Genomic DNA, 25,118 nt, shown 5'->3' with positions numbered 1-25,118 from the left:
TCGAATAAACCCATTTGATCAGATCCAACCAGTTGTCACATCAGTGACATATTTATAACCATAACGCATACTAACCGCCAATTTTTCATCGAATATAAAAGCTATAAAATGTTAGATCGTGCCAGTGTCATTGATAACAATTTTCAGATTGCTGTGAAAACAGCCAAATTTCCGGAAAAAGTCAGTAATATCAAGGCGTCAGTGACGCAGCTCTCCCCTAACGAATTCGTCGAGCTATTCGAATCTCAGGTCATTAGTCGTCATCTGGATTTGCGTGCCCGGATCCTTAAAGATCAAGGCATTGGCTACTACACCATTGGTAGTAGTGGCCACGAAGGTAATGCGGTCTTAGGCAAAGTCTTCCGTCATACTGATATGGCCTTTTTGCATTACCGCTCCGGCGCACTGATGACCCAACGCTCGCGCCAGTTACCGAACATTGATCCCATCCGTGATCAAATGTTATCGCTGGTAGCAGCCAAAGATGATCCCATTTCACAAGGCCGCCACAAGGTTTTTGGTAGTGCGCCATTATTTGTGCCACCGCAAACCAGCACCATTGCCTCGCACCTGCCGAAAGCGATGGGGGCCGCCTGGTCACTGGGTCGTGCCGAACGTAATGATTTTGATGCGGCTATTCCTGGCGATAGCGTCATTCTATGTAACTTTGGTGACGCCAGTTTTAACCACGCCACCGCACAGTCTGCATTGAACACTGCTCAGTACTTATCCTATAAAGGTGAGCCACTGCCGCTGGTTTTTATCTGCGAAGACAATGGCATCGGCATTTCGGTTTCAACGCCGCCAAACTGGGTCGAAAACAACGTTAAAAATCGCCATAGCATTGAATATATTCCCTGTAATGGCCTGCACCTGCCTGATGTGTACCTGGCCGCTTTAGAAGCCGAAGAAATTGCTCGTTACGAACGCCGCCCGGTGTTCCTGCACATGAAAACCGTGCGTCTGATGGGCCATGCCGGCAATGACACCGAAAGTATTTATCACAGCATTGAACAGATTGAGCAAAATGAAGCACAAGACCCTTTATTGCATTCGGCTCGAATCTGTATTGAAGCAGGCTACATGTCTACCGAAGACGTGCTCGACCTGTACGAGAACACCCGTCTTAAAGTAGAAAAAATAGCCGAGCAAGCGATTACACTGCCGAAAATCACTACTGCCGAAGAAGTCTGCGCTTCCATTGCGCCGAAGCTTCCAGCTAAAGATAAGCCGCCAGTGGCTAAAATCACACGCCGTCAGGAGTTGTTCGAGATTGGTCGCCAGTTTAAGTTTCTGGACAAGCCTCGCAGCATGGCGCAATTGATCAACTATGCGTTGACCGATCTGATGGATCAGTATCCAAACTCCATCATGTTTGGCGAAGATGTTGGTAAGAAAGGTGGTGTTTACAGTATTTCGACCAATTTACAAAACCGTTTTGGCGAACATAGAGTGTTCGACACACTGTTAGATGAAACCAGTATTTTAGGCACTGCCATTGGCGCGGCCCACTTAGGTTATCTACCCGTACCAGAGATTCAGTTTTTAGCTTATACCCATAATGCGATTGACCAGATCCGCGGCGAAGCTTCTACCCTGTCCTTCTTCTCAAATAATCAGTTCACCAATCCAATGGTGGTTCGAGTAGCAGGTTTAGCCTATCAGAAAGGCTTTGGTGGTCACTTCCATAACGACAACAGCATTGGCTTCCTGCGCGAAATTCCAGGTGTGATTTTGGCGTGCCCTTCCAATGGCGTGGATGCAGCTAAAATGATGCGTGAAGCTTTCCGTCTGGCTGACGAGCAAAAACGAGTGGTGATATTCTTGGAACCGATTGCCCTATATCACGCCAAAGACCTGCATGAAGCCGGCGACAATGGCTGGCTATTTGAATACCCGGAGCCAAGTGAAGTCGTCACTTTTGGTGAGCCCGGCATTCGCAAACCGGTCAACAAAAAAGGCAAGGATATCGATAGCAAGGAGATGCTGATCATCAGCTATGGAAATGGTTACTACCTGTCAGCACAGGCGCAAAAAGACTTAAGCGAGAAACACAAAATAGACGCCACCGTTATGGACCTGCGCTGGTTAGCACCACTTAACCATGACCAAATTGCCAAAATTGCCGGCCAATACAAGAATGTATTGATTGTTGATGAGTGCCGAAAAACGGGCTCTGTCAGCGAAGAAGTCATCACTGGCCTGGTCGAACGCCTGAACAAACTACCACAAATCAAACGCATTACCGGCCATGACACCTTTATCCCGATTGGCACCTCTTGGCAGTACGTTCTTCCCAGCAAAGAAGACATCATCAAAGCGGCTGTCGAACTCAAGGCAAATACATAAAGACTTGCTCTTACAAGGGTGTTCCTGCTTTATATGGAACACCTTTTCTAAGGCACGCTCAAGCCAACTCTTGCTTAATTCAAAAACGACTTAACTTTGTATCGATCATAAATATCTATAAAAATCCTCTCTAAGATGTTGAATGCCATAGCTTAAAAGGTCAAACACCATTATTTTTTCTTATCGAGAGATAGCGTTGACAAGCTTCTTTTGTCAAAATCATTAGTCATAAAACACTTTCTAACTATTTGCCTTCCCATATTTGCATCTTGATACAACAAAGAGAGTGATAGCATACACTCACTTGATTTTTTCGGAGGTTTGTATCGGTTTGTAATAACTTGACCCAGCTCTTAATTCGCACATCCATTAGAGTGATTTTACATTAGCAATATTGATGCGAAGACATCCCTTTTATAAATTTACTAAGTCCAGATTGAATCTGGATAACTCAAAAACAATACTAAGGGGAATTTTTAATGAAACTAAACCATATAGTTGCAGGAGTTCTACTAGCGACTGGCGCAACAGGCGTCTATGCTGGTGAGTTCAAAACTGCTTCAGTAGCAAGTAAAGCTATCAAAGGACAATACATTGTTGTCCTAAAGGATGATGCTGTAGCTCAAAACATGGGGCAATTTTCCAGTAATGCTTCAGAGCAAGCCATTCAAATGATGACTGAGAACTTGAGCCGCAAATATCAGGCACAAGTTCAGCGTACTTACACAAGGGCATTAAAGGGTGGTACTTTCACTTTGTCTGAGAAAGCAGCACAAAAGCTTGCTCAGGATCCAAATGTATTGTTGGTTGAAGAAGACCAAATCATTAGTCTTAATGCGACCCAAAACAATGCCACCTGGGGAATTGACCGTGTTGACCAGCGTAACCTACCGTTAAGCGGCACCTATACTTACAACACCACTGCCAGTAACGTAAATGCTTACATTATCGATACCGGTATCCTAAATTCGCATAGTGAATTTGGTGGTCGATCTGTCAGCGGTATCGATACTGTCGATAATGATAACGACGCAACTGACTGTAACGGTCATGGTACGCATGTAGCTGGTACTGTAGGTGGTTCTACTTACGGTATTGCAAAAAGCGTTAACTTAATTGGTGTTCGCGTATTGAATTGTAGTGGTAGCGGTACCTTATCCGGAGTAATCGATGGCATCGACTGGGTGGCTAACAACCATACCAAACCAGCTGTTGCTAACATGAGCCTAGGTGGCGGTGCTTCATCATCGATCGATACCGCCGTTGCCAACCTGGTTTCTGCCGGTGTCACAGTAGTGGTAGCTGCGGGTAACGATAACAGCAGTGCCTGTAACTATTCGCCTGCGCGTGAGCCAAGCGCTATTACTGTAGGCTCAACTACCTCAAGCGACTCACGTTCAAGCTTCTCGAACTATGGTTCTTGCTTGGATATCTATGCTCCAGGTTCTAGCATCACTTCAGCCTGGTCAAATGGTGGTACTAACACTATCAGCGGTACCTCAATGGCTTCTCCACACGTAGCGGGAGTTGCTGCTCTTTATTTAGCAGACAACCCAACCGCGACACCAAGCCAGGTTGATACAGCGATCACAGACGCTGCAACACCGGGTGTCGTTTCAGATGCTAAATCAGGCTCTCCTAACTTGTTGTTGTATAGCTTGTTTGATGGCACACCTCCTCCTCCTCCACCTCCAGGTGACGAGCTAGAAAATGGTGTGTCGGTAACTTTCTCTGGTGCTCAGTATTCAGAAACTGATTACACTTTTGAAGTTCCATCCGCTGCTTCTAACGTGAGCTTCGATATGTCTGGTGGCACTGGTGATGCTGACTTGTATGTTAAGTTCGGTAGCGAACCAACCACGTCTAGCTATGACTGCCGTCCATACCGTAACGGTAACAACGAAAGCTGTGACTTCTCAGCACAAACCGGTACTTACTATGTGATGGTTCGTGGTTACACCAGCTTCTCCAATGTAAGCTTGGTAGCAACGCACGATGGCGATGACACAAACCCTCCACCAGGAGGCGGTAGTGAAACACATGAGAACCTTTCAGGTGCTTCAGGTAGCTGGACTCACTTCTACGTTGATATTCCTGCTGGCATGAGCAGCCTGGATGTTCAAATGAGCGGTGGTTCAGGTGACGGCGACTTGTATGTTCGTCGCGGCGCACAGCCAACGACTTCAAGCTATGACTGCCGTCCTTACAGATGGGGCAACAATGAAACTTGCTCTTTTTCAAACCCAGCTCAAGATCGTTGGTACATCAGCATCCGAGGTTACTCTTCTTATTCAAGTGTAACTCTGCAGATTGACTGGCAATAAAACCAACTCATGAATTGAGTTAATCTAGATGCCGTCCTAAGGGGCGGCATTTTTTTGCCAAGAAAAAACAAACCAGCGGAATAGATATAACCTCATAGAACTGATGGATTCCGCTCTTTAGCGCCAACCCATCCTATAAACCTAATAGACTCAAGGTTAAGTCTGCATTTATAGGTTTTTATGGTGTTACCTGATGCCGTTTTTATATGGTGAATGACATGAAATGAGCGTTGGTGCTTTTTTAGAACCACAAAAAAAATGCCGCTTAAATGCGGCATTTTAATCAACAGACTAACAACTATCCTGCTGGATAAATGTAGCTAGCCTGTAAGCCTAGCGGAATACCAATCCACCAGTATGCTAACAAGAACAAGCTCCAACCAATCAGGAATGCAATAGAGAACGGTAGCATCATAGCAACCAAGGTGCCGATACCAGTGCCTTTAACGTATTTCTGACAGTAGACCACCACCAATGGGAAGTATGGCATTAATGGCGTGATGATATTCGAGCTTGAATCACCGACACGGTAGGCTGCTTGAGTTAAGTCTGGAGAGATACCTAACTGCATTAACATGGGTACAAAAATTGGTGCCAATAATGCCCATTTTGCAGAAGCAGAACCAACAAACAAGTTCACGAAGGCGGTTAAGAAAATAATACCGACAATAGTGACAGCGCTCGGCAGAGCCATAGCTTTAAGTACCTGCGCACCTTCGATGGCAAGTAATGCCCCAAGGTTTGATTGCGAGAAAGCTGCGATGAAAAGCGCACAGAAGAAGGCCATTACGATGTAGTAAGCCATGCCGTGCATTGCTTTACTCATGGCATCAATCATGTCTTTAGTGGTTTTAAAGGTGCCTGCTGTGAAACCATAAACAGCACCCGGAACCCAGAATAATAAGAAGATCAAAGGCACAATGGATTTCATCAACGGAGCCTGGAAGGAAGTCAATGAACCATCGTGGCGTAGTGAAGAGTCAGTTCCTAAAGATGCATAAATAAGTACACCAATACCAACCAACATCACTAAAGTTGAAATCACGAATGCTTTTTTCTCTTTACGAGTAATTTCATGGAATTCCGGCAAGTCATCGGTATCACCATCAACCGGCGTTTTTTGCAGGCGCGGCTCAACAATACGAGCGGTAATAAACCAACCCAGAAGAATAATGAAGACACTCGAAATACCGGTAAAGAACCAGTTGTTCAAAGGGTTAACCGACATGCCTGGCTCAATAATATGAGCCGCAGACTGGGTAAAACTTTGCAGTAACGGATCAATACCAGATGGAATAAAGTTAGCGCTGAAACCACCGCTGACGCCGGCAAATGCTGCAGCAATACCCGCTAATGGATGGCGGCCCATCGCGTAATAAATCACACCCGCTAATGGAATAACCAATACATAACCGGCATCGGTGGCTGTGTGGCTGACAATCGCAATCAAGATAATCGTTGGCGTCAATAAGAACTGTGGTGTTCTTTTAAGCATCAATTTAATGCCGGTATTGATATAGCCAGAATGCTCAGCAACCCCAACACCTAACATTGCTACTAACACCACACCAAGCGGTGCAAAGCTGGTAAAGGTCACGACCATATTCGACAGGAAGCTGGCTAATGCATCACCGGTTAATAGGTTATTAACGATGATTGTTTCGCCAGTGCGTGGGTCAATGGCATCAAAGCTGATGCTAGAAAGCATCCATGAAAGCACCCAGATTATCAGCATTGCTGATAAGAAAATCATTGCCGGATCGGGCAGTTTATTACCGACTCGCTCGATACCATTCAAAAAACGAGCGATAGCCCCAGTCGGCGCAGCCCCATTGTTATTATCCATTCTCATTTCCTCAAATTAAGCCAAGTGCAAAGTTATACCTTATCTAGCAAGCCATATTCAAGCAAACTCAGGTCTTATCAGCCATTTAGAACCATCTATATGCTTGAAAAGTATGAGTGTGCTTGAAAATTAAACAACCACCCCAATCTTGATTAAACACAATCAAGAATAATGACCTATGACTGCACTCTATATAGTCCTTACTGCCTCTGCTTTCGCCATTATCTGGATTCTCAGTTCCAATTACCGGAAAAAACGCAAGAGACAACAGGTTGCCAGCCAACCATTCCCCAAGGAGTGGCGCCAGATCCTACGTAACAACCTGCCTTTCTTTTATAAGATGCCCACTGACCTGCAGTTACAGCTCAAAGACAAAATGCAGATCTTTCTGGCTGAAAAAGACTTTGTTGGTCGTAAAGGTCAGGACATTACCGATGAAGTCAAAGTCACTATCGCCGCTCAGGCTTGCATGCTGCTGCTTAATCGTGGCACCGACTTTTACCCTTTCCTTAAAACCATAGTGGTTTACCCTGCTGCCTTTATTACACGCCATAATCGCTATGACGCATCAGGTATTCAAAGCGAAGAGCCCCGCGTATTACTTGGCGAATCATGGAATCGCGGCCAAGTCATTCTGTCATGGACTGACTCCGCTAATGGCGGTGCAGACTTTGAAGATGGCCATAATCTGGTGATTCATGAGTTTGCTCATCAACTTGATGGCGAATCAGGCGTAACCAATGGTGCACCACCTCTATCCGCCGAACAGGATTATGAGCAATGGGCCAAGGTTATGTCTCAGGAATTCCAGGAGCTGCAACGAAAAGCTTCTACAGGGGAGCAAACTCTATTGGATAAATACGGAGCCACAAACCCAGCTGAGTTTTTCGCAGTTGCTACCGAAATCTTCTTTGAGAAGCCGCAGGAGCTAAAAAGTCTTCATCCAAAGCTCTATCAAGAATTTCGGCAGTACTACTGCCTCGATCCTGCGGAATGGTAACCAGTCAACAAATTGATTGTTTTTTAACCGATTCTTTGGTTGTTTTGCTATAATGGCAGGCTGGGCTGACAAGGATCTGGGCCTGCCAGCGGCATAAAAATCAAACCGCGACAGAATTGACAGATTAGGTATTTATAATCTGTCAATGGAATCTCTATAACCTAACACCACTTCCTTGCCAGATCGGTTCTTTTTTCTTTTTATATCAGGGAGATATGTTATGAAAACCCGATCTCGAATGTACAAAGCTTTAACCCTAACATGCTGTTCAACTCTTTTAATTCTCAGTCACGCAGCTACCGCTAGCGACCAGAAACGAATCAAGCAGGCCCGCTCAGCAGCACCTCCATCGGTGAGCGCCGAGGCAACTATTGTTGATGGTGATAAAGTACTGGTGGAAGGTAATAATGGCTGGACCTGCATGCCAGATACTTTCCCTGGCGACAATGCTCCAATCTGCGTTGATTCCGTCTGGATGAAAATGATGCAGGCGATGGGCAAAAAAGAAGAGTTCACAGCCGATAAGATTGGTATTTCTTACATGCTACAGGGTGACCAAGGCTCTGGAGTGAGCAACTCCAACCCACACCATCACGATCACATGAACGCAGAGGACTATGTTGAAACTGGGCCTCATTTGATGATCATTGTACCGAAAGAAATGCTCGCAGGCATCACAGACGACCCTTCGGAAGGCGGGCCCTATGTGATGTGGGGTGAGACACCTTATGCGCACATCATGATTCCGGTTGAAGATCTTAAAGCAAGTAAATAAGCACAAAAAAATAGTCCACATGAATACTGCTGTTGATGTGGACTATTTTTTATACATACTGTCCGGCGGCATAACCACTGGCCCAGGCCCATTGAAAATTAAAGCCGCCTAAATGTCCGGTGACATCTAGGACTTCACCAACAAAATACAACCCTTTAACCTTTTTAGCTTCAAAGGTTTTCGATGACACTTCATCTGTATCAACGCCCCCCATAGTCACTTCAGCTGTGCGGTAGCCTTCTGTGCCAGTGGGTTTGAGCTGCCAGTTCTGCAGTTGCTCTGCGATGCTGTGCAAAGCCTCGTTGGACAATTCGGCTAACGGCTTTTGACCAAAATCGGCAAACCAGATTTCACATAATCTATCGGCTAACTTCTTGGTTAGTTGCTCAGCAAGCACTGTGTTGATATGGGCTTTTGGTCTTTCCTGTTGCAGCTGTTTTAAATGTTCGTACAGCTCAAGGTCAGGAAATAAATTGATTGAAATGGCGTCGCCTGGCTGCCAGTAGGACGATATCTGCAAAATAGATGGCCCGCTTAGGCCCCGGTGGGTAAACAGAATATTTTCGCGAAAAGATTGCCCATTGCAGCTAACTAATGCGTCTGCAGATGTCCCAGACAAACCGGCAAACTGCTCCAGCAACTTTGGAGTCAGAGTAAAAGGCACCAGCGCAGCGTAAGTTGGAAACAACTTGAGTCCAAATTGCTTGGCAATGTCATAGCCAAAACCAGTCGCGCCCATAGTGGGAATTGACAGGCCGCCAGTGGCAATCACTAATGACAGGCATTGCCACTTGCCCTGACTGGTCTGAATAATAAAGCCGTCATCCACTTTGTCGACCTGTCGCACTGAGCACTCTGTTCTGACCTCAACACCCGCCTGAGCGCACTCGTCAAGTAACATATTCACAATGTCTTTAGCTTTGTTGTCACAAAACAACTGGCCCAGCTTTTTTTCGTGGTAAGGAATACCGTGCTTTTCTACCAAGCCAATAAAATCCCATTGGGTATAGCGACTTAAAGCTGATTTGCAGAAGTGTTGGTTGTGCGAAAGAAAATTCGCTGGCTCGGTATAATAATTGGTAAAGTTACAACGCCCGCCACCCGACATCAGAATTTTCTTGCCGACTTTATTAGCATGATCAAGGATCGCAACTGAACGACCACGCTGGCCTGCCGTTATGCCACACATCAAGCCCGCGGCGCCAGCGCCGATGATAATTACGTCTTTCTTTTGCATTCCCCAACCTTATCAAGCGAGCCCAATCAGCCCATAGAAAAAATCATGCGGAACAATTCTAGCATTTGTGGCATCATCACAACATTATTCTTCATCCAAAAGTTACACCTCGTTATGGCCTTTATTATGAGCACCCCAGTGTTGTACGCTCTCTGCGTTCTCATTTGGGGCAGCACCTGGTTTGCAATCGAGTTTCAGCTCGGTGTTGTGCCGCACGAATACTCATCCTTTTATCGTTTTGGGCTGGCGTCCTTATTATTATTCGCTTTCTGCTGGTTTAAAAAACTTCCCATGCGCTATGGCTTGCTGCAACATGCCTGGCTTATCCTGATGGGCATCACCTTCTTCGGCCTTAATTACTTATTAGTTTACGAAGCTCAGGAATACCTGACTTCCGCTATGGCCTCGGTTATATTCTCAGCGGTCCTGATCGTTAACATCTTCAACTCATGGCTGTTTTTCAAAGCCAAAATTACTGCCCGTGTCATTATTGGTTCCGCGCTAGGCTTGCTCGGTATGGTGATGATTTTCTGGAATGAATTAACCGACTTCACCTTGGAAAATGCCAAGCTGTATGGCCTGTTGATTGCTCTGCTTGGTGTGCTCTGTGCATCGATTGGTAATATGGTTTCGGTACAGACTCAAAAGTATGATATGCCGGTCATTCAAATGAACGCCTACGCCATGGGTTATGGCTCCCTGTTCAGTCTGATGGTAGGAATAGTTCAAGGCAAGACGTTGATCTTCGACATGACCCCAGGTTACACGATTAGCTTAATCTACCTGTCGGTGTTTGGTTCAGTGTTGGCTTTTGGTGCCTATCTGACCTTACTCAGACGCATCGGCATCCATAAAGCAACTTATGCAGTGGTTCTCTTCCCCGCTGTTGCCTTAATTATCTCAACTTTCTTTGAAGACTTTGTCTGGACCTGGATTATCGCCGGCGGTATTTTGCTGATTGGACTGGGAAATGTGTTTGTGATAAACCGAGAAGACATCAAGAAGAAATAAAGGAGCTATCATGCTTGAAGACAAAGTGCATAAAGCAACCATCATCAATAATTTCGAAGATGGATTATTCTGCAATATTGATGCTGGCGGACATAAGCTGGTCGCTGATGAACCTGAGGATCTTGGCGGCCATGATAAAGGTCCCGACCCTTATCTTTATCTGGCCACCGCCTTAGGCACCTGTACCGCCATGACTCTGAATATGTACGCCACTCGAAAAAAGTGGCCGGTTGAACAAATCAAAGTGAATATGATTCACAAGAAAATTAAAGCTGAAGATTGTGAAGAATGCGAAAGCGACAAAGGCTATATCGATATTTTAGAGCGACATATCAAGGTCACAGGTGAACTTGATCGAGAGCAACAGGAGCGAATGTTGGAGATAGCCAACAAGTGCCCCGTGCATAGAACCTTAATGGGTGAACTGAAAATTCACTCGAAACTGGTGTGTCAGGTGAAGCAATAATTTTGTTGAGGGCGAGTGCGACCCGCCCCCTGAAAGCTCGTTTAGCAATACATCATTAAGCTAAGCCCTTAGTCTTATATCGGCGTGCGAACCCGAAAACACTCAACCCTAGCAATAAGAACCAGTGCAGAGCACCGCCTCCCCCGCCGCTAGACTGTGGCTCTGAGAGTGTTAAATTTTGATTCGACACTATCAGTGTGTACGAGGAATCTGTACCCCCGGAGTCACCCGCTTGTCCATTAGTATTCTCATAATTAGTCCATGCTCCATTATTCCAGTCAACTGCTGTAGCAGGATTGGCATCCAATGCTAACCCTGCTAAATCTTGAACTGAAATATTTATTGTGATGTTGGTTGTGCCCGTTGTCGAACTGACAGGAATATCTGTCGGTAGTGTAAAATCGACCTTAAAAGCATCATCATGGTATTGATCAAACGTAAAACCATCAACTTCCTGGTCTAACCAAACACTTCTATTGGTACTAATAGTGCGCGTAAAATTGCCGCTTCCCCCATTCCCGCTTATAGTTACCGAAGGCGACAAGGTTACTGACTGCCCTGTGTATTGAGTAATAACACCAGAGGCATTCCTCACTCGCATTGGCTTACTGAAACTGACATATAAAGAATAGGCCTGCCCGCCTTCTAGCGCATTATTAGCGGTAACATTCAAACTCCTGCTCGCACCGCTAGTCCAGGCTGCCGCATAAACATCATTCCCATCACTATCTACTAGCTGGACTTTAGTCACATAAGCCGGTCCAGCCTGATGGTAAAACATCAGCATCTGGGCAGGAGCAAGTTGATCTCGAGTACGTGCAATTTCACTGTCCGGCATAATAAAGCCTGAATGGCTCGCACCAGTGCCACCATAAAAAGCTCCCCCACTTGGCTCATTTGCAAAACCTTGCGGTGGTTCCAGTTCTAAGGTCCAGGTTGGAATTAAATCGGTGTAAGCAAAGTACTCCGCGGTAGCCGGTATCCCGCTCCCTACCTGATTGTAGACAGGGACGTAATCTGCGCCTTGCGCTTGTGTCGTATTTTGAAATTTTGAAGCTAAACTTTTGGTAATCGCATTGAGGCGGTTGTTATTGGGTTGCGGCACAAACAATACTCGTGAAAAAGAATGCGTATCCTGATAAAAACGTAGACGATTTCTTGGACCCAGTTGCGCGGCAGCTAGAAGAGCCTGAGTTTCAATCTCAGACTGTGTTGAAGCACCACCATAGATCAAACTGTTTGGATCACTATTGCCAGCTTGTACTCCAAAGAAAACAGGCCCATTCCGATTTAAGTCGACGCCTCGCAAACGATCAGTTTCAGTTGATAACACCTCATCAACATTGGGCATGTTTTTGCGGCGCATACGCCCATCTCTTGGCTCTGCGAACTTCTGTCCAGGTGACGAGCCTGAGTTCGTTCCGGGTGATTGGGTCACTTCTGTAGGGAAGCGCTGAGTCTGCAAAAAACCATCGATGTTCATAACAGGCAGGATAACGATGTTTGTGTTCTCTAATAAATATTGAACCACACTCTGATCATTTTTCTTTTCTGTCAGCTGCTCCATCAACTCAGTAACCACCTCCGGACTTTGCCACTCACGAGCATGAATCGTGCCGTTAACTAAAAATGCTGGCTCTGTACGTCCATCATTAGTTTGATTATCACTATCACCGAAACGATAGGCGTAAATATCACGGTTATTATGAGTTTGACCAACCACGCTACTTCTTACTTCAGCGTGAGTAACTGCCAAAGCTTGATGTTGGCTATGCAAGCTGTCATAAGTTCTAAAGCCATCAACACCTGTCAGTGAGTCAACAGGAATAGGAACGGGATAGCCAATTGCTAATTGATTACTCGAATTGGTATTTTCAGTGTAGCTTAAGACCTCTGCTCCGACACTCACTGAGAAAATGGCTAAAGCTGAGGTTATCAAACATGCTGTTAATTTAACCATGTGCCCACCTCGGCCTTAATATCTTCAAACTGAATATAACCCTGCTCAAGAATATCCCTAAGCAGAGCTTTTGACTCGGGAGTATTGGCAAGCTTCAGCGCGAGCAAACAATTTGCAACCGCATAACGGGAAGCTGGATGTTGCCTTAGAAAATCTACAATACTGGAGTAGTCAGAATTGTCTTTAATAAATTGTGATAAAGCGAAAGCGCTACTTGCTCCTAACGTTTCGTCGGAGAGGTGAGAGTAAAGAATATCTCTATTAAGTACGCTTTGTGGCAACTTCCCATACTCTATAAGCGCCTGTGGCGCTAGCGCCGTTCGGTTCGAAATGAGCTCTTTTAGCAAAGCCTCTCGCTCATGATCTGAAAAATACTGACCCAAGCGAATCAAAAGCTGATGCTTCACTGGAGAGTTGTAAGGTGAATTTAATAAGGCTTGAGCAGCCTTGTAACTACCACTGTTCTCGACTAAAACTTCTAGTAACTTCAAACTATCGGGACTGTCATGAACCTTATAATTAGCTACCAGCAAATCAATTGTTGATATCGGCAATGATGGGGAGTTTTGCAGTAAGCTCTTTGCAGCGTGCAGATTAACCAAACTCTTTGTGCTTGCTTCAGCAAAAAGTACAGAATTGGTTTGCAACAAACTCGCTAACTCTGGCTTCTTAGAATGGACCTCATTCATGAATAGCTTATGTCTGGCCAACGATGAAATATCAAAGATAGGAATGGCAATGGGACCTTCAGGATGTTGCTTATAGGCAGTGACTTTATGTATTGTGGCCTGCTTTAAAAAATTAATGTCATCTTGGGACAGTTCCTCAGAATTCAGGTCACTGACTTTCTTGAAAAGAAGATATTCGTTAACTAAGGAATCTTCCGCCCCTCCCTTTAGAGCTGCAACACTTAGCTTTTTTACCTGCGCTATATGTTCCTCTGTATATACTTGATTGTGGGGAACTTCCGATATTAACAAAGGAGCACCCTCATAAGCACTTAAACTACTTCCATAAGTTAAGCCTAGAGCAAAACAGAGCGCAGTTGCTTTAATATTTATCATACCTATACCTCACCTTGGTAAGTGCATACCAATTTAAAGTTAGACCGCAATTGCTCCAGTAAGTTTATGTCAGCTTTTTCGGGTCTAAGATTTTCTTTAGTTTGGCTTTTGAAATCGTTGTTAGCTCTACTGCCACATCCAAAATGCTTCGCTCTTCACGTCTTGCTTTGTAAACAATCTCAGAAGCTTTCTCATAACCAACTTCCGGTGCTAGCGCTGTTGCCAAAATAGCATTCTTATCGAGCTTATCAGTCAATGCTTTCTCATTAACTTCAAAGTGGGCAATAGTCTCTGATAAATGCTCTGCAGAGGTAGTAGCTAAATGTAATGATTGCAGCAGGTTGTAAGCAATTACCGGCAGCATCACATTGAGTTGGAAATTTCCGGACTGAGCACCGATCGTAATGGTCGTATTATTTCCCATGATTTGCGCAGCCGCCATGGCTACCGCTTCAGGAATCACTGGATTAACTTTACCCGGCATAATACTGCTGCCTGGTTGAATGGCTTTGAGCTGTATTTCTCCTAGTCCGCTGACTGGCCCACTATTCATCCAGCGTAGATCATTGCTGATTTTCATTAACGCAGTTGCCAGCGTATTCAACACACCCGATAACGCCACACTAGCATCTTGACCTGCAATACTGGCGAAGGTGTTTTTACTCTTGCTGAATGGCAATCCGCTATGTGCTTTGAGTTTTTGCGAAAAAAGACTGCGGAACTTTGCTGAACTGTTAATGCCGGTTCCAATTGCGGTACCTCCCTGAGCAACTTGCCCCATGGTTGGTACAATTTTTTGGCAGTTATCAACACTTATTTGAACCTGGTGCGCCCAGCCGGAAAGCTCCTGCTGCAGACTCAATGGCATGGCGTCCATTAAATGCGTACGTCCAGTTTTAATGACCTTCTTGTGCAGCTTTCCTTTATTTTCAATCGTAGATTTCAGAGTCAACAAAGCTGGAATTAATTCATGCACCAAAGACTTGGTCGCTGACACAGAAATGGCCGTTGGAATCACATCATTACTACTCTGCCCCATATTGACATCATCATTAGGATGGACTTTCAGTTTTGAGTTTGAAGCCAGGTTTGCGACCACCTCATTCACATTCATATTAGTGCTGGTGCCAGAACCCGTTTGGAATATGTCCAGAGGGAAATTCTGGTGATTAACTAATTTATCCTTACGGATTTTTTTGATGGCTTTAGTAATCGCCTGGAATTTATTTTTGGAGAGAAGCCCAAGCTCATGGTTGGTTTCGGCTGCTATCAGTTTGATTTCAAGAATGCTGTCGATAAATGTCAACGGCATTTTCAGGTCGCTAATATTAAAGTTATTCAACGCACGCTGAGTTTGTGCAGCATACAGCGCATCCTCTGCAACCTTAACCTCTCCCATGCTGTCCTTTTCGATACGAAAGCTCATTACTCACCTCGTTTTCTTTGAAGTCCAATACTTACAAGGTAACAGGCAACACAACAAACATTCAACCAACTAAGTAACAAGGCAGAAAGTCTAGTAATGCGGAGGGATTTCATCTGCCGGATTAAAAGGCTTCTCTGGTAATTGAGAACTAATATCAGCGATCTTCTCGCCAAGACTCATAAAGCGACGCTCAAGAGCGCGAATAATGTCATCCTGTTTGGTCACCATCTTATTCAGGTGATCAATAGTGTCGTCCTGAAATGCCAGCTTGGTTTGCAGTTCGTGGATTTGTTCTTGTAAGTCTTCAATGGAACTCATAATGCACCCTGAAAGGATTTTTCGTAGGGTGGGCCTTGGCCCACCATCCAGATCACATAAGACGTACTAACTCTTATGCCTGTTTCAATTTTAGCATACGAGTTCCAATAAAGAAGGTTACAACGCCAATCGCAGTCAAAATAGCCAGAGGTGTCATCATTTCGATATAACTAAAGTCGCGCCAGATGGCTCCTTCAAACGCCAGAATAGCCCACTTCACTGGGCTAATATGACTGATGGATTGCATCCAGCCTGGCATCGCGAACAGCGGTATCATGGCCCCACCAATCATCCCCATTATAATCAGGAATGCATTGGTCATACCGGCAACCGATTGTTCTGTTTTGGTAATCGATGCGAAAAACATCATGAAGCCGACGAAACATATTCCAGCAGCAAGAACTGCCAGCAACAGCTTGATAAAATCAAATCGCACATCGAGCACGAAATAGGCAATGGTAAACAGTAATGTCACCACCATAGCTTGTGCTGCGAAACAACCTAACGCTTTACCGGCCAAAATCTGAGTCCGACTGATAGGGGCAATCGCTAATCTGTCTAACGTCCCGAGCGTTTTTTCACGCACCAGACTAATGGCAAAACCAATGACACAGCCCATAATCGCCCAGATAACGCCTTGCGGAATAGTTATGGAGAAAGCATTTCGTGGCCCAGTCTTCTGCACCATCACTTCCTCCTTGGTTATCTTCAACGGCATCATCGGATTGTCGCCATCCGCGCCAAAGCTTAACCCTGTCGAACTAGTGCCATCAGATTGCTTAGCAAGTTCCTGCTCGGTTAGCTCTTTAAACTTAGGCAAGTAATCACCCAGCAGTGACTTCCACTCAGCGGGCATTTCATCACTTTGTTGAATATCATCTATCGAGAAATCCAGTTGCTTAATCATTTCATTGGCATTTGAAAAGGCAAGCTCGAAGCGCTTAATACCTAACTTCATCAAAGAACCCTCAAGATAACCCGCTTCAGCTTTGCGTGCTGGGTCGATGCCAACCAGGATCTCAGGAGCTTCACCACTAAAGATGCCACCGTAATTCTCACCAAACCCTTCTGGCAAAATAATAAAGGCTACCCGCTTACCGGTTCTAACCAACTCTTTAGCGTTGGCTTCGTCCGTTTCGGTGACAACAAACTCACTGGCTTCATTGAGTTGTTCTACAAAAGCCTGTGATTTTTCAGTGTTATCTAAATCAGCTACAGCAATTTTCAAACCCTGCGAACCACCACCACTAGAGAATATTGAGCCAAAGAAAAAGGCAAACAGTAAAGGGAAAACAAATGTAAAAAACACTGCCATTTTATCTTTGAACAATAACTTCAAGTCTTTCTTCATTAAGGCTATAACAGCTTTCATCATTAATCCCTCAGTTGTTTGCCAGTTAAATTCAAAAAGACGGTTTCAAGGTTTGGTCGTTGCAAACTTAAATTCTCCACCGTGTTTAAGTCTCTTAAGCGAGCCATCAGATCATTCACCGGATTGGCCGTCATAAAGCTTTCTTCTCCCTGCTCAGAACTAATGTTCACGCTTGAGTGACCACCATGCTGTTCAATCAGTTCATCAACGGTTCCCAGCGCCAACAAGCGTCCGTTGTCGACAATGCCTACTCGGTCGCAAAGCTTTTCGGCTTCTTCCATGTAATGGGTGGTGTAAATAATAGTTTTGCCTAAATCTTTTAATTCAAAGACACTTTCAAACAACTTGTTGCGGGATTGAGGATCGACACCAGCAGTGGGTTCATCCATGAAAATATACTCTGGGTCATGCAATAAAGAAGCGGCTAAATTCAAGCGACGTTTCATGCCACCAGAATATTCGCTCACAGTATCTTTAGCGCGATCCTGTAAGCCAACAAACTTTAAAGACCATTCCATACGTTCAGCTTTCAGGCTAGAAGACAAACCGTATAAGTCAGCAAAAAAGCTCAAATTGTCCAACGCCGTCAGCTCTTCATACAGAGCAATCGATTGTGGGATCAGACCAATTTTGTGTTTCGTTGCTTTATCAGTAGGTTGTTCACCATTGAGTTGAACAGCGCCCTGATCAGGACTGATCAAGCCACACATCATCGAAATAGTAGTACTTTTGCCAGCCCCATTGGGCCCTAGCAGACCAAAAATGTGTCCCTTCTCAATGGTAATCGAAAGATTATCTACAGCTTTGAGATCACCGTAGTGTTTAGAAATACCCCGAACTTCTATCATCCCTTCTCCTAACTTATTGTTTTAGCAGCTTATTAATTGATCGTTAACTTGCTTTAGATGCAAGTAATTCACAAAAGGTTTAGTGCAATTATAAATTTAAACAACATTTTTTTGCTTTCTTGCCACTGCCGCATGGGCAAGGATCATTCCTGGATACTTTAACTACCTGTTTCGGCTTGAACTCACCATCGGTATACAACCATCGACCCTTTTCACGTACAAAGTTCGAAGCCTCATGTAAGCAATGCAACTTCTCCTTATCCAGAAAGTAGGCTTTAAACTCGACCATCCCTCTGTCACCGTCCTGCTCCACTCGAACAATCTCAAGACCACACCACTGCGTTGAGTTAGCACTGTGCTCGAAATCCTCTACCGAAACATTACCTCGGTAATCAGCATGATGTGTGTCGAAAATATACTGACCCAGCGCCAAGAAATAAGCACTGTAGCGCGATCTCATCAATTGCTCAGGAGTTTCGGGTAAAGCATTTCCCAAATGAAAAGGCTCACAGCAATCGCTATAAGCCAGAAGGTTAGTGTTTTCTTTAATGCGACAGGGGCAGGTAGAGTTCATATCTATCCTAAAAATAATCCAGTAGTTAGTAAAACGGGCGTTAAAAGAGTCACAGCAACATTCATCCCCATTGCAGGGATTAATTGAGAAATGTCCCCTTTGAAGCCTTTAGCTTCACGAAATACTTTCCAAGCCAATGGAGAACTTGTCAATGCCAACAAGCAATAAATGGGGAGCATTTCCACTAGCACGCTTAAGATTATCATCAGGTAAGTTAAAAGATAGGAGCAACCCAAGACGAATGCGCTTTTTCTAAAGCCAATGGTTATCGGTAAATGTTTTCGCCCAATCGACTGATCAGCTTCCACATCAGGAAATTGATTCAGCAACAGTAAACCACTGACTAAAAAAGTCGCAGGCAATGATGCCACAAAAGCCGTAATGCTATATTCGCCGGTTAAAGCAAAGTGCGTGCCCATAACCATCAAAATACCGAAACCTAGACCGGGAGCAATAAGACACAGCAAAGGATTATAAACCCACCAAGTGGTATAAGTGATGAGTAATAACAAGCCAAACACACCAAGCGGTAGCAACTGCCAGCCATGCACACCTATGAAGTAGAAACCGATTAAGCCAGTAATCGCAAAAGTAATCCAGGAAAACCATAAAGTAGCCTTAGCCGCTTCAGGATTAGCCTGCAAAGCACCGCTACCACCACTGAAAGGCGTGCGTTGTGTTTTGGAATCTAAACCGCTTTTATAATCGAAATACTCATTGAAAACATTAACGCTGATGTGTCCTGACAAAGCACCAAGGAAGATCAGCAATACGTGCAAACCATTTAGGGTACCGCTTTGCCAAAATGCAGTACCAATACCAACCGCCACACACGCGGGTGTCAGTAATAGAAAAGGTAAACGCATTGTGCCAAGCAGAGTTTTTAGAGTGGTCAAAATAAAGTCGCTTATTATAATTGGTAGGGTGCGTCGTGACGCACCATTGAATTAATTGGCGCTAAAAGAGGTTGCCCTATGGGTAGGATCTGCGTCATGACTCACCCTACAAACCTATCTAATCGTATACCCCCTACTCTTCCGGCAGCTCACAATAACCAAACATGCAGCGGGCTTTGATTTCATCGCGTATGGGGTCGGGTAACTGCTTTTCCCAGTCGCCTTGGCCCAGTGGTATTTCTTTAGCAATATTGCGCGCGGAAATGTGTAAGTTTTCATCGTTCCAGGTTTTAGTGGCGACAAGGTGTTTGTTTTCGGTCAGGTGCTTTAATAAATACTGGGTGTTTTCTGCAACTTCAACATTGTCGAGAGTGACTAACTGGCCACCAATTCGAGTTGGGTACACATAAACATTGGTGTTGCCGGAAAACAATTTTCCCATCGCTTCTAAGATGCCACCTTCAAGGCCGTCATAGTAGGATTCATTAAACAGCTGATCGAAGTCGAGAATACTAAGCACGATACCAATTCGATTTTGTGTATAGCGACGCATCCAGGAACGCAAACGGAAGAAACGTAAATAATCGGAAATCAGTACGTTGTAACCAAGCTTATTAAGCAAGTCGACACGCGCCAGAAAACCTGCATCATCTGTCTCACCATCATTGGCCAGTTCTGCCATGGTGATTTCAGCTACCGTAAAAACCTCATCGCCCTGCACGCCCTCTTCTTCTAGAAACTGCTTCATAGCGGCCTGGGTCATGTCGACGTGAACCTTGGTTGGTGGCTTGAAGGATCCACGAATAACCAGCACGTCCTTTTTACGTAACATGCTACCAGGAACTTCCGAACTACCTTTCGCATCGAACATCACCGCACGACAGCACCATGAACGAACCAGATGCAAATTCATCAGACGATTTTCGACTTTTTCAAAGGTGTGGCCAGCAAAATGAATCAGATCGACTTCGATGCGTTTCTGGCCCAGATCATTGACCAAATTATCAAGCAAGGACTCGATAAAAACTTTTGGATTCTCGTGATAATTGAATGCACCATAAACCACGTTAACGCCGAAAATACCCAGCGCCTCAGATTGTTCTTTATTGGTTTCATCCAGCATTCGAACGTGCATGACAATTTCACTTGGCGGTGCTTTGGCATCTAGCTGCAAACGAATACCAATCCAGCCATGGCATTCATTCTTCTGACTGTAACTACGAGCAGTCACTGTTGCTGCATAGCTGAAATACTGCGTATCTTCAGCGCGCACTTCATCCAGTCGCGAATGCAGAAGGTCATATTCATGCACCAGCATCTGCTCAACGCGCTCACGGCTAACGTAGCGCCCAGCTTTACCATAAATATCATCACTCACCTGCATGTCGTAGGCAGACATGGTCTTAGCAATGGTTCCGGCGGCAGCGCCTGCTGAGAAGAACTGGCGCGCGACTTCTTGTCCTGCGCCAATTTCTACAATGGTTCCGTACTGAGTAGGATTCAGATTGACCGCCAGGGCCTTCTGTTCGGTCGTTAGGGTTTTATCGTGTTCAACCACAATTTATTCCTTCTCGGTAATCACTTTAAATTCAGTTTTCAGTTCTGCAATAAATTCTGCCAGCGTCTGGCTCATTAAGACTAAATCGGCGTCCAGTCTGGCGTACGGTTCGATATCGTCGATCTCTTCGTTTTCTTTGAGCAACTCATCGTCGAACTTGATGCTTTTTACCAGCATATCAGACTGAATCACTGCATTAAATTGATCTTTATAACGAATACCGAGCTTTTCTACCCAGTATCCATCTTCCAGTAAATCATCAATCAATGGATTCGATTCTTCGCTGTCTTTGAATTTTGCCACGCGATCATTCTGCGGATCTTTAAATTCATATTGGCCGGTTAGTGTCCAGTCATGCGGCAGCCCTTCTTTCAACCAACGGTTCATAATCGCTGAAGGACTTTCTTCGCCCATCAATCGAACGGCACCCAACGTGCCAAGACTATCAATCAATAGCTCGATAAAGCTATCCGCAACGGCATTACTGCCAGCATTAATGACTAACAGTTTGTGGCGAGGGTCGATGTAGCCGAAGGTGTGGCTGGATTTACTCAAGGCTTTCGGCTTCAACAAACTGAGAATATCGTCTTTCAGCGCCGTTTTTTCTTTGCCAAACACCTTGCGGCCTTCTTCGGCTTCAATAGTCGACACGCGTTCTTCCAGTGTTTCTTTGACCATACTGGCCGGAATCACTTTCTGTTCTTTACGCAGGCACAGCAAGATGCAGCCATTGGCCGAATGAACTAGGTGTTCAAACTGACGATTTAATGGAGAAATCCAGCCTAAAGTTTCGGTATCCTGCCTGCCAACAGAACTAAAGCGTTGATTTTCAAGAAGCTCTGCCAGCTCTTCGGGTGAATGTTGAAATGGAGATGTGAGGTGATAAATATAACAATTACGAAACCACATGAGGACTACATTTGCGCAAGAATTAGGGGGCGTATTATGGCGAAATTCGCCCCTGTCCGCCATAGCTAGCAAGAAGCAAATTGCTGATTCAGGGGTCTCAAATCAAGGAATTGCCCAAAAAGCCTTTAATTTCAACAAACCATCCCCACATAGCTAATTGATTCGTAATTTAGGAAATTATTTATGTCCACTCCAGACTTCTCGTCTACTGAAGCCAAAGCCTCATACGGTATTGGTCTACAAATGGGTCAGCAAGTGAAAGGTGCCTTTGAAGGCGTATCAATCGACGCGGTTGTTGCCGGTATTCAAGATGCTTTCGCTGGTCAAGAACCTCAAATCCCTGCTGACGACATCAATGCCGCCTTTATGGCAATGCAAGAGCGTCTACAAGCAGAACAAGCTGAGATGGCTAAGAAATATGCAGCAGAAGGTGAAGCCTTCTTAGCAGAAAATGCCAAGCGTGATGAAGTGACTGTGCTTGAAAGCGGTTTGCAATACGAAGTCATCACCGAAGGTTCTGGCGATAAGCCTACAGCTGACTCAACCGTTCGTACACATTACGCAGGTACTTTGGTTAATGGTCAGGAATTCGACAGCTCATATAAGCGTGGCGAACCAGCGGAATTCCCAGTCGGCGGCGTGATTAAAGGCTGGACCGAAGCTTTACAAATGATGCCTGTTGGCTCTAAGTGGAAACTATATGTTCCTTATCAGTTGGCGTATGGCGAACAAGGTGCTGGCGGCGCGATTGGCCCATTCCAGGCTTTGATATTCGAGATTGAATTAATGGATATCGTTTCATAAGCTTGAGTAAGTACTCTCTGCTTTTTGATTAATGAGAAAGCAGAAAGCCCGCAAGACCATCAGGTTTTGCGGGCTTTTTTGTGTGTCTTTCGTAGTCTGGTGCTTTACCTATCAAAGCCCACAAATTCGTGCGCGCAATTTGAGGTCTAGATTAGAGTCGCAATTCCAGCCGACAATAATATCTTTCTCAACAATTGGCTCAAATTTTGCATAAACATCAGAATAACCATTTCCAAAAGTCATGGGATTAAGATAAATAGTGACCACACCATCTTCCACATCAACATACTCAATAGCTTCTGCTGACGACAAATCAGCACCAATGCCATGCTTGCCTAAATCCAACTCTTCAAGTGATTCACCCATCGCTTGTGCATAGGCAACCTGACTTTTTAAACTATTGGCAGTCGCTGTAGCCTGAACCAACTTGGCACGCTTGGTATAGTCCTGATAAGCAGGAATTGCTACAGCTGCTAACACTCCAACCACCGCTGCAGATTGCATACCACCACCGGCAAATAAAATATCACTGGCACTTTGCTCAAAAGTAAACTCAACGCCCAGATACTTATCGCTCGAATCCAACTTGAAACCGACAGCGCCATATTCAGCAAAATCCATTTGGTCAGCAGTTGGCAGTGCCATGATATCGAAATCAGCTTCGGTAAGATCCGCCACCATCAGCAAGGCTTCTAAATAATAATGGTAAGAATTTCGCGACAAATCACGGACCGAAGTCGTTGCTGCAAAAAGTGAATGTGTCACATCCTGGCCCTGCTTCTCTTTAACCCACTCAGCCAAAGAAATATTTGGCTTACGTTTGGCGCGCTCCATCAGTGGTTGTGGCACCGATGAGTAAATCAGATAACCGTTTTCGATAGTCCAGTAAAGACGTGAGTTAAGCTTGGAAAAAGTTTTCTCAAAGCTTAATGGCGTTGCCGAAGACAGATCGGCAAAATCATCCTGTGCCATCGCCTTAAAGGTTAATCCGTGAATTTCTTTGCCTTGATGCTTAGTAACCTGATAGTCGCCTTGTACATTTTTGATCAGACTATCAATCATCTGTTGCATCAATTCAGGATCATTCACTTTAGTCGCCGTGAAACCACCAACGTCATCTCTGAAATAAATCAGTTCAGGACCAAACACACTGCCCAACTGCTCTAGGTTAAAGCCCAGTTTCTCAACTACCTGCCGGTTCAGTTCTTCCAGGCTTGCACTATCGCCTTTGGCTTTATTAATGCTGTTGAATAAACGCACCTGCTCTTCATAGGTTGGAATCGACAACATCGCCATGGTGCGTGGCGTTCCCACTGTTTTGATGTCGAAATCATTATTAACCGCAGGAATAAAATCGCGAATCCCCACCTTTGGCATATCAACCAGCATGGTCAAACGTGTTTTGCCTTCGCTGACGCCATAACCGAAACCAATTGCATTCATCTGGTCTAGGCCATACTCCTTAAGTTCTTCTAGCTGCTGAGGTGGCAAGCTCATGGTCAGCATCGGCATCACCTGCTTGGTGTTAACCCAGCCGAATAAGCCTTTGCCGCTACTATCGATCTGGTTATGAATATCCTGCATGGCGTGTTGCGGATTGTCTTTCAGAGACTCCATCACGTTGCTCAACACCGTAAATGAGGTAGCGAAACCAGTTGCCATAACAAACTGCTGAGTTTTCGCATCATATTGATAACGTGCCATAGCGCCTGGCATGGAGAAAGAACCGGTACCATCATCATTAGCCGTGTGCTGGATTCCCTGAGACTTTAAGTCTGTGGTTAGCGCTACCAAAGTGTCATTAAATGCCTTGTTGTCTGCAAAGTTAAAGCGCGTTGCATACACCATAACTGGCATTGGCTTTCCTGCTGACTCTTGAATAAAGGCGACTTCAAGTGGCGAAGTCATATGTTCAACAAACAGTTTCGCCACGGCATCCACTGGTGCTTCAAGATGACTCAAGATATTTTGGTTCAGCGCAGCTTGAATGGCTTGAACCTGCTGATTGTGAGCTTGGTTATTTTGAGCTAATTTGAAACCATTTTCCTGCCCTGTGAACAGGAACCAGGCAGTTGGCACACGCGAATAAGCTACAGTGCTGTCCGGAAGTGACGCCTGCAACCAGGCTGCTTGAACTAATGGTTTGTCGGCTGGTTTAACCGTCTCTTTTTTATCGTCTGAGCAAGCCGCCACAAAAAGCACTAAACTTGCCGCAAAGGCTCCAACAAAACGCTTCATTCTATTCCCTCTTTTGTTATGGTCATTAAGTCTTTAATTTATGATTCAAAAAAACCTGCTTATTCTACCCTATAGGCCTATAGTGTGAAACATGGAACTAATTGACAGATTCTTCACTCGAATCGCTTATAGTTAAGTGCGTT

Annotated in this window: 20 protein-coding genes; 7 read left to right on the top strand and 13 right to left on the bottom strand. The window is 44.9% G+C overall.

Features of this window, described 5'->3' with window-relative positions:
• Window positions 1–108: 108 nt before the first annotated feature.
• Both ACN0VI_RS05860 and ACN0VI_RS05855 read left to right on the top strand, forming a co-directional pair.
• Window positions 109–2,349, top strand: coding sequence for a thiamine pyrophosphate-dependent enzyme (locus ACN0VI_RS05860; protein WP_417446091.1), 2,241 nt, complete (start codon window positions 109–111; stop codon window positions 2,347–2,349).
• Window positions 2,350–2,828: 479 nt separating this feature from the next.
• The gene (locus tag ACN0VI_RS05855) at window positions 2,829–4,673 is read left to right on the top strand and encodes a S8 family peptidase (protein WP_417446090.1); all 1,845 of its coding nucleotides are present in this window, start codon (window positions 2,829–2,831) and stop codon (window positions 4,671–4,673) included.
• Window positions 4,674–4,971: 298 nt separating this feature from the next.
• Here ACN0VI_RS05855 and ACN0VI_RS05850 read toward each other — a convergent pair whose 3' ends face one another.
• Window positions 4,972–6,519 carry an AbgT family transporter gene (locus ACN0VI_RS05850; protein ID WP_417446089.1) on the bottom strand — a complete coding sequence of 516 codons (1,548 nt, stop codon included), beginning with the start codon at window positions 6,517–6,519 and terminating at the stop codon, window positions 4,972–4,974.
• A gap of 178 nt (window positions 6,520–6,697) precedes the next feature.
• On the opposite strand from ACN0VI_RS05850, the gene ACN0VI_RS05845 reads away from it, so the two are divergent.
• Together ACN0VI_RS05845 and ACN0VI_RS05840 are read left to right on the top strand one after the other, a co-directional pair.
• Entirely contained in the window at window positions 6,698–7,519 is an 822-nt protein-coding gene (locus ACN0VI_RS05845) for a zinc-dependent peptidase (protein WP_417446088.1), read from the top strand.
• A 220-nt stretch (window positions 7,520–7,739) separates the two neighbouring features.
• Entirely contained in the window at window positions 7,740–8,294 is a 555-nt protein-coding gene (locus ACN0VI_RS05840) for a hypothetical protein (RefSeq protein WP_417446087.1), read from the top strand.
• A 49-nt stretch (window positions 8,295–8,343) separates the two neighbouring features.
• On the opposite strand, the gene ACN0VI_RS05835 is transcribed toward ACN0VI_RS05840, so the two are convergent.
• Window positions 8,344–9,531, bottom strand: a complete 1,188-nt coding sequence (locus ACN0VI_RS05835) for an NAD(P)/FAD-dependent oxidoreductase (protein WP_417446086.1) — start codon at window positions 9,529–9,531, stop codon at window positions 8,344–8,346.
• A gap of 45 nt (window positions 9,532–9,576) precedes the next feature.
• On the opposite strand from ACN0VI_RS05835, the gene ACN0VI_RS05830 reads away from it, so the two are divergent.
• Together ACN0VI_RS05830 and ACN0VI_RS05825 are read left to right on the top strand one after the other, a co-directional pair.
• Window positions 9,577–10,542: a DMT family transporter gene (locus ACN0VI_RS05830; RefSeq protein ID WP_417446085.1), complete on the top strand. Its 966-nt coding sequence runs from the start codon at window positions 9,577–9,579 to the stop codon at window positions 10,540–10,542.
• Between the two features lie 10 nt (window positions 10,543–10,552).
• Window positions 10,553–11,008: an OsmC family protein gene (locus ACN0VI_RS05825; protein WP_331891954.1), complete on the top strand. Its 456-nt coding sequence runs from the start codon at window positions 10,553–10,555 to the stop codon at window positions 11,006–11,008.
• 55 nt (window positions 11,009–11,063) lie between these two features.
• Here ACN0VI_RS05825 and ACN0VI_RS05820 read toward each other — a convergent pair whose 3' ends face one another.
• The 10 genes from ACN0VI_RS05820 to ACN0VI_RS05775 all read right to left on the bottom strand — a co-directional run bounded on the left by ACN0VI_RS05820 (window position 11,064) and on the right by ACN0VI_RS05775 (window position 21,933).
• A complete protein-coding gene (locus ACN0VI_RS05820; protein ID WP_417446084.1) occupies window positions 11,064–12,968 on the bottom strand; it encodes a M14 family zinc carboxypeptidase in 1,905 nt (634 codons plus the stop codon).
• Window positions 12,956–14,032 (bottom strand): hypothetical protein, encoded by a 1,077-nt coding sequence (locus tag ACN0VI_RS05815; protein WP_417446083.1) that lies wholly within the window; start codon window positions 14,030–14,032, stop codon window positions 12,956–12,958. Before ACN0VI_RS05815 ends, ACN0VI_RS05820 begins: the two co-directional genes overlap by 13 nt.
• 64 nt (window positions 14,033–14,096) lie before the next feature.
• The gene (locus ACN0VI_RS05810; protein ID WP_417446082.1) at window positions 14,097–15,458 is read right to left on the bottom strand and encodes a class II fumarate hydratase; all 1,362 of its coding nucleotides are present in this window, start codon (window positions 15,456–15,458) and stop codon (window positions 14,097–14,099) included.
• Window positions 15,459–15,548: 90 nt separating this feature from the next.
• Window positions 15,549–15,776, bottom strand: coding sequence for a SlyX family protein (locus ACN0VI_RS05805; RefSeq protein ID WP_331892908.1), 228 nt, complete (start codon window positions 15,774–15,776; stop codon window positions 15,549–15,551).
• A gap of 73 nt (window positions 15,777–15,849) precedes the next feature.
• A complete protein-coding gene (locus ACN0VI_RS05800) occupies window positions 15,850–17,148 on the bottom strand; it encodes an ABC transporter permease (protein WP_417446081.1) in 1,299 nt (432 codons plus the stop codon).
• A 2-nt stretch (window positions 17,149–17,150) separates the two neighbouring features.
• Complete coding sequence (locus ACN0VI_RS05795; protein ID WP_331892906.1) at window positions 17,151–17,996, bottom strand: ABC transporter ATP-binding protein; 846 nt, start codon at window positions 17,994–17,996, stop codon at window positions 17,151–17,153.
• An 88-nt stretch (window positions 17,997–18,084) separates the two neighbouring features.
• Window positions 18,085–18,570, bottom strand: coding sequence for a YchJ family protein (locus ACN0VI_RS05790; RefSeq protein ID WP_417446080.1), 486 nt, complete (start codon window positions 18,568–18,570; stop codon window positions 18,085–18,087).
• Window positions 18,571–18,572: 2 nt separating this feature from the next.
• The gene (locus ACN0VI_RS05785; protein WP_417446079.1) at window positions 18,573–19,466 is read right to left on the bottom strand and encodes a prenyltransferase; all 894 of its coding nucleotides are present in this window, start codon (window positions 19,464–19,466) and stop codon (window positions 18,573–18,575) included.
• Window positions 19,467–19,599: 133 nt separating this feature from the next.
• The gene (locus ACN0VI_RS05780) at window positions 19,600–21,024 is read right to left on the bottom strand and encodes a TonB-dependent receptor (RefSeq protein ID WP_331892903.1); all 1,425 of its coding nucleotides are present in this window, start codon (window positions 21,022–21,024) and stop codon (window positions 19,600–19,602) included.
• Window positions 21,025–21,027: 3 nt separating this feature from the next.
• Window positions 21,028–21,933 carry a recombination-associated protein RdgC gene (locus ACN0VI_RS05775; protein ID WP_417446078.1) on the bottom strand — a complete coding sequence of 302 codons (906 nt, stop codon included), beginning with the start codon at window positions 21,931–21,933 and terminating at the stop codon, window positions 21,028–21,030.
• A 183-nt stretch (window positions 21,934–22,116) separates the two neighbouring features.
• Here ACN0VI_RS05775 and ACN0VI_RS05770 point away from each other — a divergent pair, with 183 nt between their 5' ends.
• Window positions 22,117–22,737 (top strand): FKBP-type peptidyl-prolyl cis-trans isomerase, encoded by a 621-nt coding sequence (locus ACN0VI_RS05770; RefSeq protein ID WP_417446077.1) that lies wholly within the window; start codon window positions 22,117–22,119, stop codon window positions 22,735–22,737.
• Window positions 22,738–22,848: 111 nt separating this feature from the next.
• On the opposite strand, the gene ACN0VI_RS05765 is transcribed toward ACN0VI_RS05770, so the two are convergent.
• Complete coding sequence (locus ACN0VI_RS05765) at window positions 22,849–24,975, bottom strand: pilin (RefSeq protein WP_417446076.1); 2,127 nt, start codon at window positions 24,973–24,975, stop codon at window positions 22,849–22,851.
• Between the last annotated feature and the right edge of the window lie 143 nt (window positions 24,976–25,118).

Origin of the sequence: Kangiella sp. (genome assembly GCF_048265365.1) — a bacterium.
Lineage (GTDB): Bacteria > Pseudomonadota > Gammaproteobacteria > Enterobacterales > Kangiellaceae > Kangiella.
This window is presented reverse-complemented; position numbering and strand designations above follow the sequence as displayed.